Source organism: Chitinivorax sp. B, assembly GCF_005503445.1.
GTDB lineage: Bacteria > Pseudomonadota > Gammaproteobacteria > Burkholderiales > SCOH01 > Chitinivorax.
This window is the reverse complement of sequence record NZ_SCOH01000019.1, coordinates 21,552-38,228: the sequence shown is the minus strand read 5'-3', so window position 1 is coordinate 38,228 and position 16,677 is coordinate 21,552. Positions and strand designations below refer to the sequence as shown.

Below are 16,677 nucleotides of genomic sequence, written 5' to 3'. Positions count from 1 at the left end.
ACGCAAGCTAGAATGCGGGGCAGTGAGGAACAAATTAAGGAAATCCACCATGCGCCGTTCGCTGTTCTTAGTCGCTGTGTTGGCGATGCTTTTCGGGCCCGCTCCGGCCTGGTCGGCCAAAGTCAGCCGTGACGAGGCTGCGGCATCGGCCCAACGTTCTACGGGTGGGCGAGTGCTGTCGGTCGACAAGGCCGATCAGAGTGGGCGCGAGGTGTATCGCGTCAAGATTCTGACCCCCAAGGGCGAAGTACGGATCATATTGGTGGATGCCGAATCTGGAGCGGTTCAGTAATGAAAGTATTGATTGTTGAAGATGAGCCGCTATTGCGCGAATTTCTGACCCGCCAGTTGGCTCAGGAAGGGTTCGCCGTTGAATCCGCAGCCGATGGCGAAGATGGTCTGTATCTGGCAGGTGAATTTCCGTTTGACGTGGCGATTGTCGATCTTGGTCTACCTAAATTGTCTGGCATTGAAGTGATCAAACGCGTACGGGCCGCAGGTAAAACCTTGCCAATTCTGATTTTGACGGCCCGTAACCGCTGGCAGGAAAAAGTGGAAGGGCTGGATGCCGGGGCGGATGACTATCTGACCAAGCCTTTCGACTTCCCGGAATTATTGGCTCGGGTACGAGCTCTGTTGCGTCGTTCGGCGGGTACTGTGCAATCCTCACGTATCGAGTTTGGGCCGTTGGCATTGGATTGGTCCGCGCAAAAGGTATGGCGTGAAGGAGTCGAGCTGGATCTGACTACGTTTGAATACCGTATGCTGGAATACTTGGTGAAACATCGCGATAAAGTGGTAGCCAAGGATGAATTGGGTGATTACCTTTATCCGCACGATGAAGAGCGTGACAGCAATGTGATTGAGGTGATCATTGGACGTTTGCGCAAAAAGCTGGACCCAGAAGGCAAGCTCTTGCCGATTGAAACCCTGCGTGGCCGCGGTTATCGCTTTGCCTTGACATGACCCGTCGCACCCCCTTGATGCGCGTACTGATGTCGATCCGTGCGCGCGTGGCGGTGTCGGCAGCGTTGGTACTGTTGGTCTTTGTTGCATTGACTGCCGCGGCGTTGGATCGTGCTTTCCGTGAAAGTGCGCTGGAAGCTCGACAGGAGCGCCTGCTTGGGCAACTTTATGTCCTGATGGCAGCGGCAGAACTGGACCCATCAGGCAAGGTAGTGATGCCTTCCGCGCTCAACGAACCGCGTTTTGGCCTGCCGGGCTCGGGTCTGTATGCCAACATTGCTGACCTGAATGCTCATTCCGAATGGCAATCCAACTCTACTATTGGCCTTGATATTCCATTCGAACGCGTCCTGACACCCGGCGAACAACGGTTTTCCGAGATGCGTGATCGCCACGGCCGGCCTTATTTTGTACTGGGTTTCGGTGTGAAGTGGCAGATCGGCCGAAAGCACATTGTACTCACATTCAGTGTGGCGGAGGATGAACAAGCCTTCCTCAACCAGATTCAACGATATCGTCGGGCCTTGTGGGGTTGGTTGGGCGGCATGGCCTGTCTGCTGATTGTGACGCAGTTTCTGGTATTGCGCTGGGGCCTGCAGCCCTTGCGCCGAGTGGTACGCGAATTGCGCGAGGTGGAAGGTGGGCAGCGTGATCATCTGGCCGAAGACTATCCAGACGAGCTGGTTGGCCTGACCCGTAACTTGAACGACATGCTGGGACGCGAGCGAGCACAGCAGCAGCGTTATCGTGACGCATTAGGAGATCTGGCACACAGTCTGAAGACACCATTGGCAGTGCTGCGTAACGCAGTAGTGGAAAACGACCCTGCCATGGCCCACACGGTGACCGAGCAGCTGGGCCGGATGGATCAGATTGTGCAATACCAGTTGCAACGAGCATCTACGGCAGGTTCATCGAGCCTGCAACCACCGATTCTACTGCGCCCGGACATTGATAAGATCGTCGGTTCTCTCAGCAAGGTCTACGCTGACAAGGCAGTGAACATTGCGCTGGATGTTGCTACAGATCTACAGGCACGTATTGATCAGGGGGATTTGTATGAACTGGTGGGAAACCTGCTTGACAATGCCTGTAAGTTTTCAAAAGGCCAGGTGAACCTGGCGATGGCCAGCAGTCCCAAGCGTCTGACAATAGTCATCGAAGACAATGGCCCAGGAGTAGCTGATGCCGAAGCCATCTTTGCCCGTGGAGGACGTATCGACGAACGCGCCCCAGGTCATGGCCTGGGGCTGGCCTTGGTCAAAGATATTGTAACGGCCTATGGCGGTACGCTGGATGTTGGACGAAGTAAGCGTTTGGGTGGGGCCTGTTTTACCGTCAACCTGAACATTGTAGCCGGTGCGTGACCACGGATTTTCCTGCTTTGCTACAACCTTATCACGGGATCAGTTGTGATAAGGTCTGTTGGATCAATTGCTGACAAAGTCGGTCAGCTTCAGGAAAATCCAGATGGCTGATGGCAGCTTCCATGTTTTCCAATAGCGTCAAAGAGTCGGCAAGCGAATCGTGGCATTGTTGCTGCAGACTGGTGAAGACATCGGCTGCCCGCAGATTTGAGCTTTGAAGCAGTTGGGATAGTTCTTGTAATCGACTTCGCAATTCGCTGGTTTCGGCAGTTGGTTGGTTTGGTGGTGGGCTGGTGGGTTTCACTTCCAGTAATCGAATGACGCCTGATACTTGTAGCAGGGTCTGTTCAATGGTCTGATGCAATGGAACGTAGAAACTGGATGTGTCCAGATCAGCTGCGGCCTGTTTCAGCACCAATTCGGATTCGGCAGCCTGTTTGGCGAGAATGGTGGCGCCAACCGCGCCAGCTAGCCCTTTCAGCGTATGCACCACGCGATGGGCCTGTTTGAAATCTTGCTGGGCCAAATGTTGTGCCAATTGCTGGGCCATATTGTCCGCATCGGACTGGAATGACTTCAGCAATCGTAAATACAGTGCGGTGTTATTGCCAATCCGACGTAAGGCATTGGCAGTGTCCAGGCATGTCGCATCAGGCGGGTTGACTGGGAGGACAGTAGTAGACGAGATGGTTGCATCGCCTCGGCCAGTGTGTTTTTGCAACACGGTAACCAGCTTGTCCAATTCAATCGGTTTGCCGACATGATCATTCATACCGGCTGCAAGACAGGCTGCACGGTCTGCTGGCATGGCGTTGGCCGTCATGGCAATGATGGGTAGGGTAGCCTCGTGTAAGCGATGCCGGATTTCGCTGGTTGCGGTGAATCCGTCCATACTTGGCATCTGGATATCCATCAGCACGGCGTCAAAAGGTGGCGTGGCATTGCAGATTGCTTCAACACCGGCTTCCCCGCTACTGGCGACTTCTACATAGGCTCCTTCGCTGGACAGCAATTCTTGGGCGACTTGCTGATTGATGATATTGTCTTCCACTACCAATAGCCGTAGACCGCTCAAGCGGGATCGGCTGGCGGGTGTCGTATGCAGGTTGAACAAATCCGGACGCTTGTTGGTATTCGCAATGGTATCCTGCAGCATGGTAGCAATCACTGGTTTGACGACGAAGCCATTCACCAGCGTTTGATCCTCCTTGACCCGTTGTGCCAACATTTCCCGGGCATGCAAAGTCACCATGATGACCAAGATGGTATGGTCATGACCAGATAGTTGTCGGATGCGATGACAGGTTTCCCAGCCATCCAATCCTGTCATGTTCCAGTCGACGAAAATGGCCTGGTAAGCTGGGCAGTCTGCTGCTTGTAGTAGTGCCAACGCCTGGTTGCCACTTTCAACGCAGCTGGCATGCCAGCCCAGACTTTGTGCCATTTTGCTCAGGACATCACGGGTTGTTGTGTTGTCATCAACAAACAGTACGTGCAGCGTGTGGGGCGGTTCCGTTGGAAGCGATTCTGGTTCAGCGGCCAGTTGCAATTGCAAGTCAAAGCTGAAGATGCTACCCCGGCCAGGGGCGCTGTCCAAATGTAGCTTCCCACCCATCAGACTGATCAGCCGCCGACTGATCGCCAGCCCCAGTCCGGTTCCGCCAAAACGACGAGTGGTGGAGGCCTCGGCTTGTGAGAAGCCTTCGAAGATTCGCTCCTGCTGCTCGGCTGAAATGCCAATACCGGTGTCGCGTACTGCAAATTCAATCAGCACGCTGTGCGGTGCTTGCTCAAGCAGGCGAATCGAGACAATGACTTCGCCATGTTCTGTAAATTTGACGGCGTTCCCTGACAAGTTGATCAATATCTGTTGCAGCCGCAATGCATCGCCGATGATTCTGTTGGGTAGTCGTGGGTCCACGTCCAGCAGGATTTCGATGTCTTTTTGCCCGGTGCTTGCGGACAGGATGACCGACAAGTCCCGTACCAGCTGATCCAGCTGGAATGGCGCCTGTTCCAGCGCCATCTTGCCGGCCTCTACTTTAGAAAAGTCCAGGATGTCGTTGAGAATGCCAAGCAGTGATCGAGCCGCAGATTCGATCTTGCTGGCATAGTCGCTTTGCCGTGCGGTCAGATCCGTGTGCTGCAACAATTCTGTCAAACCGATAATGGCGTTCATCGGCGTGCGAATTTCATGGCTCATGTTGGCAAGAAACGCCGATTTGGCACGGTTGGCCGATTCTGCTTGGTCACGCCCCTGTTTGAGTTGTTCATTGCGAATTTCGAGTTCCACCTGCAATTGCTTCAGCTCCGTGACATCGCTCACCATCACGAAAAATCCATCAACGGCATTACCTTTCCAGACGGGAATATAGTGCGCCCAGGTGTACCCGATACTGCCATCGGCCTTGACTAGCGTACGTTCGAACCGTTGGGGTTCGCCATGCAGAGTGTTGAGGATGTAGGGCTCATTTTTGGCATATAGCTCTGGCCCCAGCAACTCTTGTATCTTGATACCCAGCATGGACCTGGGTGAACGGCCGAACCACTCCCGATAGGCAATATTGGCAAATCGACAGCGCAGATCGCGATCCCAGTAACCCACCATACCGGGAATGATGTCGGTCAAGTTGCTGAGGAAATGCTCACGATCCTGTAAGGCTTTCTCGGTACGTTTGAGTTCAGAGATGTCGGTAGCAATACCCAGAAAACCAGCAATGTCGCCCGATACCTTGTGAATCGCACTGACTGACAATTGAACGGTCAGGTGACTACCATCTTTGCGAACGTAGGTCCATTCATGGTTGTCGATTTGCCCTTGCCGGGCTTTCAAAACGAATACATCAAAATTAGACGAGATCGAGCGCCGCATTTCCCGTGACAGTTCGGCTGCCCGTGCATTCACTTCATCGCGTAAATGAAACAACGTGGGCGTCTGTTTGCCGATCAGTTCATCAGCGTGATAGCCTAGCATCGCCTCTGCGGCAGGGTTGAACAGCGTAATCAGCCCGCTTGGATCCGTGGCAATGATGGCATTCCCGGCACTGTCAAGAATGGCGCGTTGTAATGCGGATGTATTTTGCAATTGCCGGGTACGTTCGGCGATCTGCTGTTCCAGCGAGTCATTCAGCTGACAAATACGCGCTTCTGCTGCTTTCTGGTCGCTGATATCGCGCACGGTCTTGGCAATACCAACCAGATGGCCATCCTTGGCACGAATGGCAGAGAGGGTGACCGCTGCATCCAGCATGCTGCCATCACGGCGTCGGCGTTGCGTATTGAAGCTGGGGACAATGTCCCCTTGGCTGATCCGTTCCAGGATGGCGTGCTCTTCAGCCAAATGCTCCTCGGGAATGATCAACCTGGCCAACGACTGGCCAATGGCTTCCTGTGCCGAATAACCGAACATTTTCTCTGCGCCGGCGTTCCAGCTGTTGATGATGCCATCCATCGATTTGCCAATGATTGCATCCTGTGTACTTTCGACGATGGCGGCCAGCCTGGCTTGCTCCACGTTGATCCGTTGTCGAATCTGTTCATAAAGCGACAGGAAAGTCGCCACCAATATCGTGCCACCCAGCAATGCCAGCATGAAGTAACGAGTGGATTGGGCCACCGAAGCGTCAATCAATTGTTCAGGCAGTGAGATCATGACATTCAGAAACCGTCTGTGGTGTGGCCCATCAAGCGGCACCTGCCGAGTGGCAGTATGTACGTTGCCTGAGGCGGATCGATATAGCACGAAATCCTGAAGCGGATTGGATGCTTTGGAGGCTAACGTCCAGTCATCCTGCCAGCGACGACGTAATCCACGATCAAAACCAAAGGTGAACGATGGGTTGGGATGCACCAAGTAGTCGCCATCCTGATTCGTGACATGAATTTTGATATCGGCTGTTTTATTGGCTTGTAACGGAAGAAACAGACTGTTGACATTGACGTTGAGTACCACCATGCCAAAAAGCTCACCCTGTTCCGAATAGACTGGTGTACCCACTCGCAATGTCGGAACATGGGGTACCTCGATACGGCCATGCTCCTGATTCAACGAAATATTGGATAGATATCGTTCTCCCTGTTTCAGTTTAGCGATTGCTTGGAAGTAGTCCCGATCGCCTTTGGACTGCAGCTTATCCGGGGGAATCAACAACACTCGTCCCTGATGCCGGTCGACCCGTACCAATTCACGGCCGTTATTGGTTATGCCGATGAGTCGAATTTGAGTTGCATCCGGATAAGCCGTCATGAAGCCGATGAAAATGGTCTGCAGGCGCCTTTCCCACAAGGAGCGGGGGCTGTGTTCAGTGACATCGAAATCCTGATTACTGGTGGCTCGGACGATGCCTTGAATCGGTGGGACGCTGGCAAGAAAGGTGACACTTCGTTCCAGCTCATTCAACTGCCGTTGCAGATTAGCGGTTCTGTTGGCTGCCATGCCACTGAGCCGTGAATCCCATTCTCTGAGTAGGCGTGCCCGTTCCGTCAGGCCGTGCCACCAGACCAACCCCACCAGAACGAGCAAACCCGGCAGGGCCACCCGCAGCAACGTCTTAGGGGTGAACACGGTACGCCAATGGTACATGAAGGAATGCATCGCAAACCTCGTTCAGATTTTACCGTAGCACGGCAGGTGCAATGTGTGGGCACGTTGGGTGGAAGATGGGTGCCAGACTGTTCGAAAGGAAAAGCACTCGTCATACCCTGCCACAGGGCGAATCGTCTATAAAGAAACTGATCAAGGGATTGCAAACAACTAAGCCTGTCCCGCGTGTTGCCGGCAGGTGACCAGGCTGGTCTTGATTATGAGCACGATTTGTCGCGATATCCAACCCGCTTGACAGAAAGGCGGGGACACGTGCCATTGCCAGATTCTCATTTTCAGACTGACACCGACACGGCGACCATGTGATGAAGACCACCGTTAGCGTGGGCTTGATCGCTTGTCAACAAAGCTCAAAAGGTGATGCTGGTGTTCAATGAGAAACGAAGTCAGGCACCAATTATTCTTATCGTTGACGACTCGGTTACAAACATCAAGTTGTTGAGCGAAGCGGTCATTGGTATGGGTGAGGTACTGTTTGCCACCGACGGCGCCGGTGCCGTGAATATCGCTCGCCAACGCAAGCCGGATGTGATCCTGCTGGATATCGAGATGCCAGGCATGGATGGTTACGCAGTATGCGAGTCGCTGAAGGCAGATCCAACCACGGCCGAATGTTCCATTATCTTTGTGACGGCGCACGATAGCGACCAGCATGAAGTGCAGTCGTTGACACGTGGGGGGGTTGATTTTTTACAAAAACCACTGAATATCCCGGTAGCCCGTGCACGTGTTCAGACGCAACTGACACTGAAACGGCAGACTCGGGACATTGTGCAGGCGCGGCGAGATCTGGCTGATCTGATGCGACATCTCCCGGCCTTGGTGGCTTATTGGGATGAAGATTTACGCAACCGGTTCAGTAATGACAGCGCTGGCCGTTGGTTTGGTGTCACCGCCAATGCTATGTGTGGTATGCATGTTCGTGATGTGATTGGGCAATCGGCCTACGCCTCTATCCAACCTTATCTATCTACCGTGCTGGCTGGGGATGACGTCACATTTGAGTGTGTGTTGCCCGATGAAAGGGGGGCGGTACGATACGCCATGGTTGCATTGGTGGCGTCCAGACAGCAGGCTGGCGATGGTTTTCTGATGCTGGTGACGGACATTACAGAACGCAAGCATTCGGAAACGGCACTCTATCAGGAAAAGGAGCGGATGCGTGTCATGCTTGATTCGATTGCCGATGCTGTCATCGCGACTGACAGCGATGGCCATGTGGTATTCCTCAATCCGATCGCGGAAGAGATGACCGGTTGGATGAGCAAGGATGCGATCGGTGCACCGATCGAAGTGGTCATGCCGTTGCATGAAAAGACTACCGATACGGTACTGGAAAACCCGGTGCGCCTTGCTCTGCGGGAAACCCACGTTGTATCGACATCAAGTGATTGCTGGCTGTGTGGCAGAGGTGGGCGAGAGTTCGGTATCGAGCATGCTGCTGCACCAATCCGTGACCCGAGTGGCAATCTTTCTGGGGTGATTGTCGTGTTTCGAGATGTCAGCGAAGTACAGGCTACGGCGATTCGAATGACACACCTTGCCCAGCATGATGCGCTCACTGATCTGCCCAATCGTATTCTGCTGAACGACCGTGTTGACCAGGCATTGCAGCTTGCCCATCGCAACAATATGCGCGTAGCGATGCTGATTCTGGATATTGATCATTTCAAATTCATCAACGATGCCGTCGGGCATAGCACGGGTGATGCGTTGTTGCGGCAACTGTCCATCCGGCTACGTCAAACGTTATTGCCAACGGATACGCTCAGTCGGCAGGGTGGGGATGAATTCATCGTGTTACTACCGGAGCTGGAATCGATCGAACGGGTGGGACAGGTGGCGCAGCGCTTGCTGGACAATGTGATGACACCCATGGCGGTGGAGGACAGTACGTTCAATTTGACTGCCAGTGTCGGGATAAGTATCTACCCCGATGATGCCGAAGATCAGGAAGCCCTGATGCGCCATGCCGATTCAGCCATGTATCGGGCCAAGCAAGAAGGGCGGGGTCGATGCCGGTTCTTTTCCAGTGATATCGAAGAGATTCTGCTCAGCCGCCATTTATTGGAACGGCACCTGCGAGAAGCCATTGATCGCAAGCAACTGGAGGTGTTCTACCAGGCCAAGGTGGATGCTGATACTGATGCCATTGTGGGGGTGGAGGCGTTGTTGCGTTGGCGTAATGATGAGGGTGAGCTGATTTCACCGGCCCGTTTCATTCCGCTGGCTGAAGAGTGTGGTCTGATCATTCCGATTGGTAAATTTGTGCTGATGAAGGCATGCCAACAGGCCTGTGCATGGCATGAGGAAGGTCACAAGGTTCGTGTCTGTGTGAATATTTCTGCAGTGCAGTTTGTAGAGGAAGGGTTTCCTGGGGTTGTCGCCGAAGTACTGAACCAGACAGGTATTGTGCCAGAAGCGCTGGAGCTGGAAATCACAGAAGGCGTGTTGATGCATGATGTGGAGCGGACCCGAAATACATTGAGTGCGTTGAAAGCATTGGGTGTCAGTATTGCAGTCGATGATTTTGGTACTGGTTATTCAAGCCTGGCATATCTGAAACGCTTTCCGGTGGATGTACTGAAAATCGATCAGTCGTTTGTACGCGACATGCAGACCGATAGCAGTGACGCGGCCATCATTGCCGCGATTATCAACCTTGGGCATAGTCTGGGCTTGGAATTGGTCGCAGAGGGTGTGGAACAGGCGGACCAGGTTACCGCGCTGATCGGGTTGGGCTGCCATATCATGCAGGGCTTCCTCTATTCCCGTCCCTGCCCCGCAGCGCTGATGACAACCCTGTTACATACGGGCATCCAAACCACTGGACGTTGAATAAGCTGAATGGTTGATAGATCGTCAGCAATCCATGTTCAGGGGCCAATTGCCACCGGTACCTGAAGCGTCGTCCCTAATTCCGTCCCATCGGCACGCGAGAAGGTGACTCTGGCCGTGAGCTGGACCCGTGCGCCAATCACGCATTGCCCAGCATCGTTGGTGACTGCCGAGAGGCTGAACGGGAAAATCGTCATGCCCGGTACACGGGTATTGGCTGTAGGTGCACCCGAGGGTATCGTGGCGCTGGTGCCGCTCAACCCGAAATAGGCGGCGCTTTCTCCATCCAGTGACAGGGTCAGGGCGGTATCCTTGGGTAAAATGTTACCTCTGCCATCCCGCAGGTACACCGCATAGCTTTGAACGTTACCTGTGCAACTGACATTGATGGTCGTCAGTGCAACATCTGGATAACCCGCGCTGGTGCTGGTCCAGGTAGCTTGCATGCTGTCAGGATCGGAAAAGATAACGGTAGCCTGGGCAAAAACATGGACAAATTTCTGACTGCTGCAGCGTGCAAAGCCAGGCTGACATAAGGCGCCATTGAATTTGCCGTCTGGGGCGTCATAAACCCCATTACTGTTGAAATCGATTGGGGTGTCTGTATTGGGTGTGTGTTGCCCATTCTCATCATTGTCGACAAAGGCTTCACCCATATCGGACGACAAGCCATTGATGTCACGTAATTCGGCATCGTTGTCGGCCACAATATTGCCGTTCAGGTCGACGAAGCTTTCCTCTCCTACTGCATAAGCAGTGATCTGCACCCGTCCATTATTGGGGCGTGGTGCTTGTGAAGTCAGCATGACCTTGCAGGTGCTGGATTCGGTCTTGCATTCGCCACTGGTCAAATTACCAATTCGGCCACCGTTGCTGACAAAGCTGACTGATGTGCCATCCGGTACTGGATTATTGAAGTGATCCGCCAGCCGAACCTGTAACTCAGTGGTATTGCCATCCAGGCGCATGCCATCAATGTTGAAAGACGAGGCCGACAACGAAAAGCTATCCTGGTCCGGAAAGCCAGTACTGACGGATAACCCGCTGGATTGGGTGGCCAGACTGTTGTCGGCTGTGCTGGCGATGACGCGAATGGGAGTGGGTTGGTTTCCTGACAATACGGTGACTGAAACTTGACCACTGTTGTCGGTGAGCCCATTGACTGTGGTGCCACCGTTGTCAAAACGAATCCCACCCGTGGCCGTACTCAGTGAAAAGTGTAATGACTGGTTGGCTACACCAGTGCCTTGTGCATCCACCAACTTGAAGGTGATCTTGGCCGATTCACCACGGTTACCGGAGCCATAACCTTTGAGTGCAAGGATGCCATCTTCCGGAACAACGTTGACGAACTGCAGTGACGTGGCACCGGGCGCAGCAACAGTCAAATTGGTACTGGCCGTCTGATCTGATCCGGCCAGGCTGGCGGTGATGGTATCTTGCCCTGCACAGCCTTGATCCGTATAGCTGGCCGTGGCAACACCATTGACGGTATTGGCTTGGCTATCCAGTGTGGCTTTGTTGTTGGCCGCGCAGATCGAACGAAAACTGACTGTGACCGGCGAACTGACCAGTTCGCCATTCTGCGTAACATTAATAGCGAGACTGGTGGTTGCATAGGCAGACAGATGGCTGTTTCCGACAGTCAGGGTACCCAGACGTAAATCTGCTGCGCCAATTTGGTACGCCAGTGATGCACTGATTTCAGTACTGCCAATGTTGCTGGTTGCAACCAGCCGTGAAGCCCCTATTGCCGTACCGTTTGTCGAGGTCATCAACACCGTTGCTTCGCCACTGGCATTGGTCATGGTTGCGCCGGTGACAGGGGTCAGCCGGATCAAGCTGCCATCTACAGTGAATTGTACGATTTCGTTGGCTACAGGTTTGCCGCTGGTATTCAGCAGCGTGGCAGTGGCGGTTACGGTTTCGCCTGCGGTGAAGCTATTTTTGCTGAGCGACAGTTTCAGTTGATTCTGGCCAGTGGTGCCAGGTGTGGTCGGGTCCGGAAATGGGCTGGGGCCTGAGCCACCACCACAGGCAACAGCAACGAGGCAGATGAACCAGGCAAGTAATGCTCGAAGCGATGGCCCGCGTGACGGGGTTGGCATGTCTCAATCCATTCTGATGGCTTCTACCCATCTTAGGCGCTACATTGCCAACTTTCATGGTGTAAAGCGTAGGGTGGGCATGCTGTAGAAGGGGTGATCCGGTTGACTGATGGGTACTACAATCAAATCGGGTAGGGCGATGATTGTGGTAACTCAAGGTGGTAGTCAGACAGGCCGGGTTGCTTACGATGTTCATCCACCAAATCCAGATGTGATGATTTGATAGGGATTACCTATGCTTGGCCGGCATGAGCGTAAAGCGTTTGTTCACCAACAGCTGAGTGGTAAAGTCGGTTGGATGCTGATTGCATGCTGTGCCAGCCAGCTGGCGATGGCCGATACTGTACGCTGTGTCAGTCAACATTTTCCACCCATGGTTTATCAGAATACCAAGGGTGAAGTAGTGGGTTTTGCCGTGGATGTGATTCGCGAGGCCATGGCACAGGGCGGGGATAAGATGGAGGTGAGCGTGGTGTCCTGGTCACGTGCACTGGAGTTGGTCAAGCAAGGCGCACGTGACTGCATCTTTACCGTGGCTTATACCCCGGAGCGAGCGCAATGGCTGGATTATGCACAAGAAATGATTGTACCGAACGCAATCTATTTTTATGCCCGAAAGGGGGCATTTCCGCAATTCAGCGGCGATTGGGCGGCGTTGACCGGTATGCGGGTCGGTGCCATCCGCAATTATGTATTTGGTAAACAGTTCGAATTACTTCGTCCACAGTTGATCATGTTCGAGGTCAGCTCGTTGGATCAAGCTTTTACCAGCTTGACTTCGAACCGGGTTGATCTGGTCCCCAGCCGATTGTTTGCCGCCAATTATACGCTAGCGCATATGCCCGACCAGGTGGCACAACAAGTGGTTCGGTTGAACCCACCACTGGACCTTGTTCCCAGCCAACTGGCCTTTACCAAGGCACGAGACATGTCGGCGGTGCGTGAGCGTTTCAATCGTCACATGCGTGCGCTGCGTCGTTCAGTTAACTATCGGGCGCTGTTTGATAAATATCGGATGGAGCTGACGCCGGAAATGCAGCAGGTGCTGGCGAAAGAGTAAGAAAAAACCGGCTAAGCGGCGAGGCTTGAGCCGGTTTCCAACTACGTTCCTCTAAACGGCGTCAATGAGGTTTGCTGAACACCACATTGCCATCTTGCACATCTATCGTGATGATATCTTTCGGCAGAAAATGACCAGATAGAATTTCTTTGGCCAATTTGTTTTCGATCTCTGCCTGAATTGCCCGTTTCAACGGTCGTGCGCCATAGACCGGATCGAAACCGGCCTCGCCGATCAGATCCAGTGCGGCATCGGTGATGGTCAGATCCATCTCCATCGCATTCAGTCGCTTGGTCAGACCAGCTAGCTGAATCTTGGCGATAGAGCGGATATGTGCATTGTCCAGCGCGTGGAACACCACCACTTCGTCGATTCGGTTGATGAATTCAGGCCGGAAATAGCCTTTAACCTCCGCCATGACAGCCAGCTTGATCACCTGATAGTCATCACCTGCCATTGCCTGGATGTGTTGACTGCCCAGATTCGAGGTCATCACGATCACCGTATTCTTGAAGTCCACGGTACGGCCCTGGCCATCGGTCAGGCGACCATCATCCAGTACCTGCAGTAATACGTTGAACACATCAGGATGAGCTTTCTCGACCTCATCCAGCAAAATCACACTGTATGGCTTGCGACGTACCGCTTCGGTCAGGTAGCCACCTTCATCGTAACCAACATAGCCTGGTGGGGCGCCGATCAAGCGTGATACTGAATGTTTCTCCATGAATTCGCTCATGTCGATACGGATCAGGTGTTCTTCCGAATCAAACAGGAAACTGGCCAGCGTTTTGCATAGTTCGGTTTTGCCCACGCCAGTCGGCCCCAGGAACAGGAACGAGCCATAAGGTTTGTTCGGGTCAGATAATCCGGAACGCGAGCGGCGAATGGCATCTGATACCAGCCGGACGGCCTCATCCTGCCCCACGACACGCTGATGCAGCACACCTTCCATCTGCAGTAGTTTGTCGCGTTCCCCCTGCATCATCTTGCTGACGGGGATGCCGGTAGCACGGCTGACCACCTCGGCGATTTCCTCTGCGCCAACCTGGGTGCGCAACAATCGTGGCTTGCTTTGCACGCTACCTTCATGGGCTTCTGCCTGCTTCAACTGGGCTTCCAGTTTTGGCAACTCACCGTATTGGATTTCGGACACCTTTTGCCAGTCGCCCTTACGCTTGGCGTCATCCATGGCGTTTTTCAGTTTGTCGATCTGCTCGCGGATGGCTTGGCTACCCAGTACTTGCGATTTTTCAGCCTTCCAGATTTCTTCCAGGTCGGCATATTCCTTTTCCAGTCGGCCAATTTCCTCTTCCAGCAGACCCAAGCGCTTTTGTGAGGCTTCGTCTTTTTCCTTTTTCACCGCTTCACGCTCGATTTTGAGCTGAATCATGCGTCTATCGAGCTTGTCCATCACCTCTGGCTTGGAATCGATCTCCATCTTGATGCGTGCGGCCGCTTCATCGATCAGATCAATGGCCTTGTCCGGCAAAAAACGGTCGGTAATGTAGCGATGGCTCAGTTCGGCCGCGGCGACGATGGCTGGGTCGGTGATTTCCACACCGTGGTGGATCTCATATTTTTCCTGCAGGCCGCGCAGGATGGCGATGGTGTCCTCTACTGACGGCTCGTCCACCAGCACTTTTTGAAAGCGGCGTTCCAGCGCTGCATCTTTCTCGATGTATTTGCGGTATTCGTCCAGCGTGGTTGCGCCGACGCAGTGCAGCTCACCACGAGCCAAGGCCGGTTTCAGCATATTGCCGGCGTCCATCGCACCCTCGGCTTTACCGGCGCCGACCATGGTATGGATTTCGTCGATGAAGACGATGGTATTGCCTTCATCTTTGGCCAGATCGGTCAATACGGCCTTCAGGCGCTCTTCAAATTCGCCACGGTACTTCGCACCGGCCAGCAGTGCCGCCAGATCCAGCACCAGCACGCGTTTATGTTTCAGCGATTCCGGCACCTCACCATTGACGATCCGTTGTGCCAAGCCTTCGACAATGGCCGTTTTGCCCACGCCCGGTTCGCCGATCAGGACTGGGTTATTCTTGGTACGGCGTTGCAGCACCTGGATGGCACGACGGATTTCGTCGTCGCGGCCGATCACCGGGTCCAACTTGCCTTGGCGGGCACGCTCAGTAAGGTCTAGACAATATTTCTTCAATGCTTCGCGTTGGCCTTCGGCATCTTGGCTGCCGACATGCTGGCCACCGCGTACGGCATCAATGGCGGCTTCCAATGCTTGCTTGTTGCCACCGTTTTCTTTGAGGGTTCGGCTGGTATCGGTTTTGTCCTCCAACAGTGCCAGCAGAAACAGCTCACTGGCAATGAACTGGTCGCCACGTTTCATCGCCAGTTTGTCCGTGATATTCAGCAGATTGCCCAGCTCGCGCGATACGGTGATCTCGCCGCCGGTGCCCTCCACTTGCGGCAGTCGCTTGATTGCGGCATCCAGCGCGGTTTTCAACGGCGGTACATTGACGCCAGCGCGGGACAGGAGCGAGCTGATGCCACCCTCGGCATCATTGATCATGGCCAGCAGCAGGTGCGGGGCCTCGATAAAGCTATTGTCGTTAGCCAAGGCCATGCTTTGGGCATCAGCCAGGGCTTGCTGGAATTTGGTGGTGAGCTTGTCAAAACGCATGTGAATCTCCTTGGTGCGGCGTTTGGCCGCCTGATTTCATGCTAGAAAGATGGGGCGTATCAACAAGGTTTCAAGCAGGCAGGTTTGACAAATGTCAATTCACTTTGCAGTTGAAGTCAGTGACGCGGCCGGTGGTACGGGCTATGCTGGCCTTTATCGGTTTGTTATCAGTTACCCGCAATGACCCCGCAAGACCCTGCGCCTAGCCATCAAGACTGGATTCAGTTTTCCCACGCCAACGGTTTTCCGGCTGGCAGCTATTGTAAATTGTTCGACCACCTGCGGGGCTCGTTCGGCATTGGCTATATCGATACCATTGGCCACAATCCCGATTACCCGGTAACCGATGGTTGGCCACATCTGATTACCGAATTGATCAATCACATCGAGCGCAATGCATCTTATCCGGTCATCGGTGTCGGGCATTCGTTGGGGGGATTTCTCACTTACTTGACAGCCATTCAACGGCCTGATCTGTTCAAGGCCATCATCTTGCTGGATTCGCCCATCATGGGGCGTTTGAAGTCAGTTGCAGTTGGGTTGTCAAAGCGATTGGGCATGATGGAGTACATTACCCCGGCAGGTGTCTGCAAACGACGCCGTGCCTATTGGCCGTCCAAGCAGGAGGCCATTCGTTATTTTCAGGCCAAGTCGCTCTTTGCCAGGGTTGATCCGCAGTGCCTGGCGGATTATGTCTATCACGGCACCATTGACGCAGGGCAGGGGGTACGGTTGAAATTTGATCCCCGCATCGAGTACCAGATTTATTGCAGCTTGCCACACCGATACCCGGAAACCCGTGGTCGTTTGACTGTACCCGCTGCTTTTGTCAGTGGCCGGGAATCAGATCTGGTACATCGCATCGATATCGACAATATGCGCCGGCATCATGGTATTCGGTGTAGACAGGTAACTGGTGGTCATTTGTTTCCATTGGAGTACCCAGCGCAGACCGCAACAATGATTCGTCAGCTGATCAAAGAAATGCTACCGGAAACAATCGAAGAGACAGGATTGCAGGTGCTTTGACAGGATGGACTGCACCTTAATACAACAGGCCCGTCGTAACGGGCCTGTTGTATTAAGGG

Annotated in this window: 9 protein-coding genes; 6 read left to right on the top strand and 3 right to left on the bottom strand. The window is 53.7% G+C overall.

The genetic code is table 11. The features are described 5' to 3' along the window. Nucleotides 1–49: 49 nt before the first annotated feature. The 3 genes from FFS57_RS12980 to FFS57_RS12970 are packed head-to-tail and all read left to right on the top strand — an operon-like array spanning nucleotide 50 to nucleotide 2,333. The gene (locus FFS57_RS12980; protein WP_137938230.1) at nucleotides 50–292 is read left to right on the top strand and encodes a PepSY domain-containing protein; all 243 of its coding nucleotides are present in this window, start codon (nucleotides 50–52) and stop codon (nucleotides 290–292) included. Continuing rightward, on the top strand, nucleotides 292–966 hold the full coding sequence (locus FFS57_RS12975) for a response regulator transcription factor (protein ID WP_137938229.1): 675 nt from the start codon (nucleotides 292–294) through the stop codon (nucleotides 964–966). The genes FFS57_RS12980 and FFS57_RS12975 overlap by 1 nt, the downstream gene beginning before the upstream one ends. Beyond that, nucleotides 963–2,333, top strand: coding sequence for an ATP-binding protein (locus FFS57_RS12970; RefSeq protein ID WP_137938228.1), 1,371 nt, complete (start codon nucleotides 963–965; stop codon nucleotides 2,331–2,333). The genes FFS57_RS12975 and FFS57_RS12970 overlap by 4 nt, the downstream gene beginning before the upstream one ends. Before the next feature lie 31 nt (nucleotides 2,334–2,364). Here the strand turns inward: FFS57_RS12970 and FFS57_RS12965 are convergent, their stop codons facing one another. Further along, nucleotides 2,365–6,927 carry a PAS domain S-box protein gene (locus tag FFS57_RS12965; protein WP_137938227.1) on the bottom strand — a complete coding sequence of 1,521 codons (4,563 nt, stop codon included), beginning with the start codon at nucleotides 6,925–6,927 and terminating at the stop codon, nucleotides 2,365–2,367. 369 nt (nucleotides 6,928–7,296) lie between these two features. On the opposite strand from FFS57_RS12965, the gene FFS57_RS12960 reads away from it, so the two are divergent. Then, on the top strand, nucleotides 7,297–9,774 hold the full coding sequence (locus FFS57_RS12960; protein ID WP_137938226.1) for a GGDEF/EAL domain-containing response regulator: 2,478 nt from the start codon (nucleotides 7,297–7,299) through the stop codon (nucleotides 9,772–9,774). 38 nt (nucleotides 9,775–9,812) lie between these two features. Here FFS57_RS12960 and FFS57_RS12955 read toward each other — a convergent pair whose 3' ends face one another. Beyond that, nucleotides 9,813–11,882, bottom strand: coding sequence for an Ig-like domain-containing protein (locus FFS57_RS12955; protein WP_137938225.1), 2,070 nt, complete (start codon nucleotides 11,880–11,882; stop codon nucleotides 9,813–9,815). A 235-nt stretch (nucleotides 11,883–12,117) separates the two neighbouring features. Between FFS57_RS12955 and FFS57_RS12950 the strand changes: the two genes are divergently transcribed. Next, nucleotides 12,118–12,942, top strand: a complete 825-nt coding sequence (locus tag FFS57_RS12950; RefSeq protein WP_137938224.1) for a substrate-binding periplasmic protein — start codon at nucleotides 12,118–12,120, stop codon at nucleotides 12,940–12,942. Between the two features lie 61 nt (nucleotides 12,943–13,003). Here the strand turns inward: FFS57_RS12950 and clpB are convergent, their stop codons facing one another. Continuing rightward, a complete protein-coding gene (gene clpB / locus FFS57_RS12945) occupies nucleotides 13,004–15,589 on the bottom strand; it encodes an ATP-dependent chaperone ClpB (RefSeq protein WP_137938223.1) in 2,586 nt (861 codons plus the stop codon). Between the two features lie 180 nt (nucleotides 15,590–15,769). Here clpB and FFS57_RS12940 point away from each other — a divergent pair, with 180 nt between their 5' ends. Next, complete coding sequence (locus FFS57_RS12940; RefSeq protein WP_137938222.1) at nucleotides 15,770–16,618, top strand: alpha/beta fold hydrolase; 849 nt, start codon at nucleotides 15,770–15,772, stop codon at nucleotides 16,616–16,618. The last annotated feature ends 59 nt before the right edge of the window (nucleotides 16,619–16,677 follow it).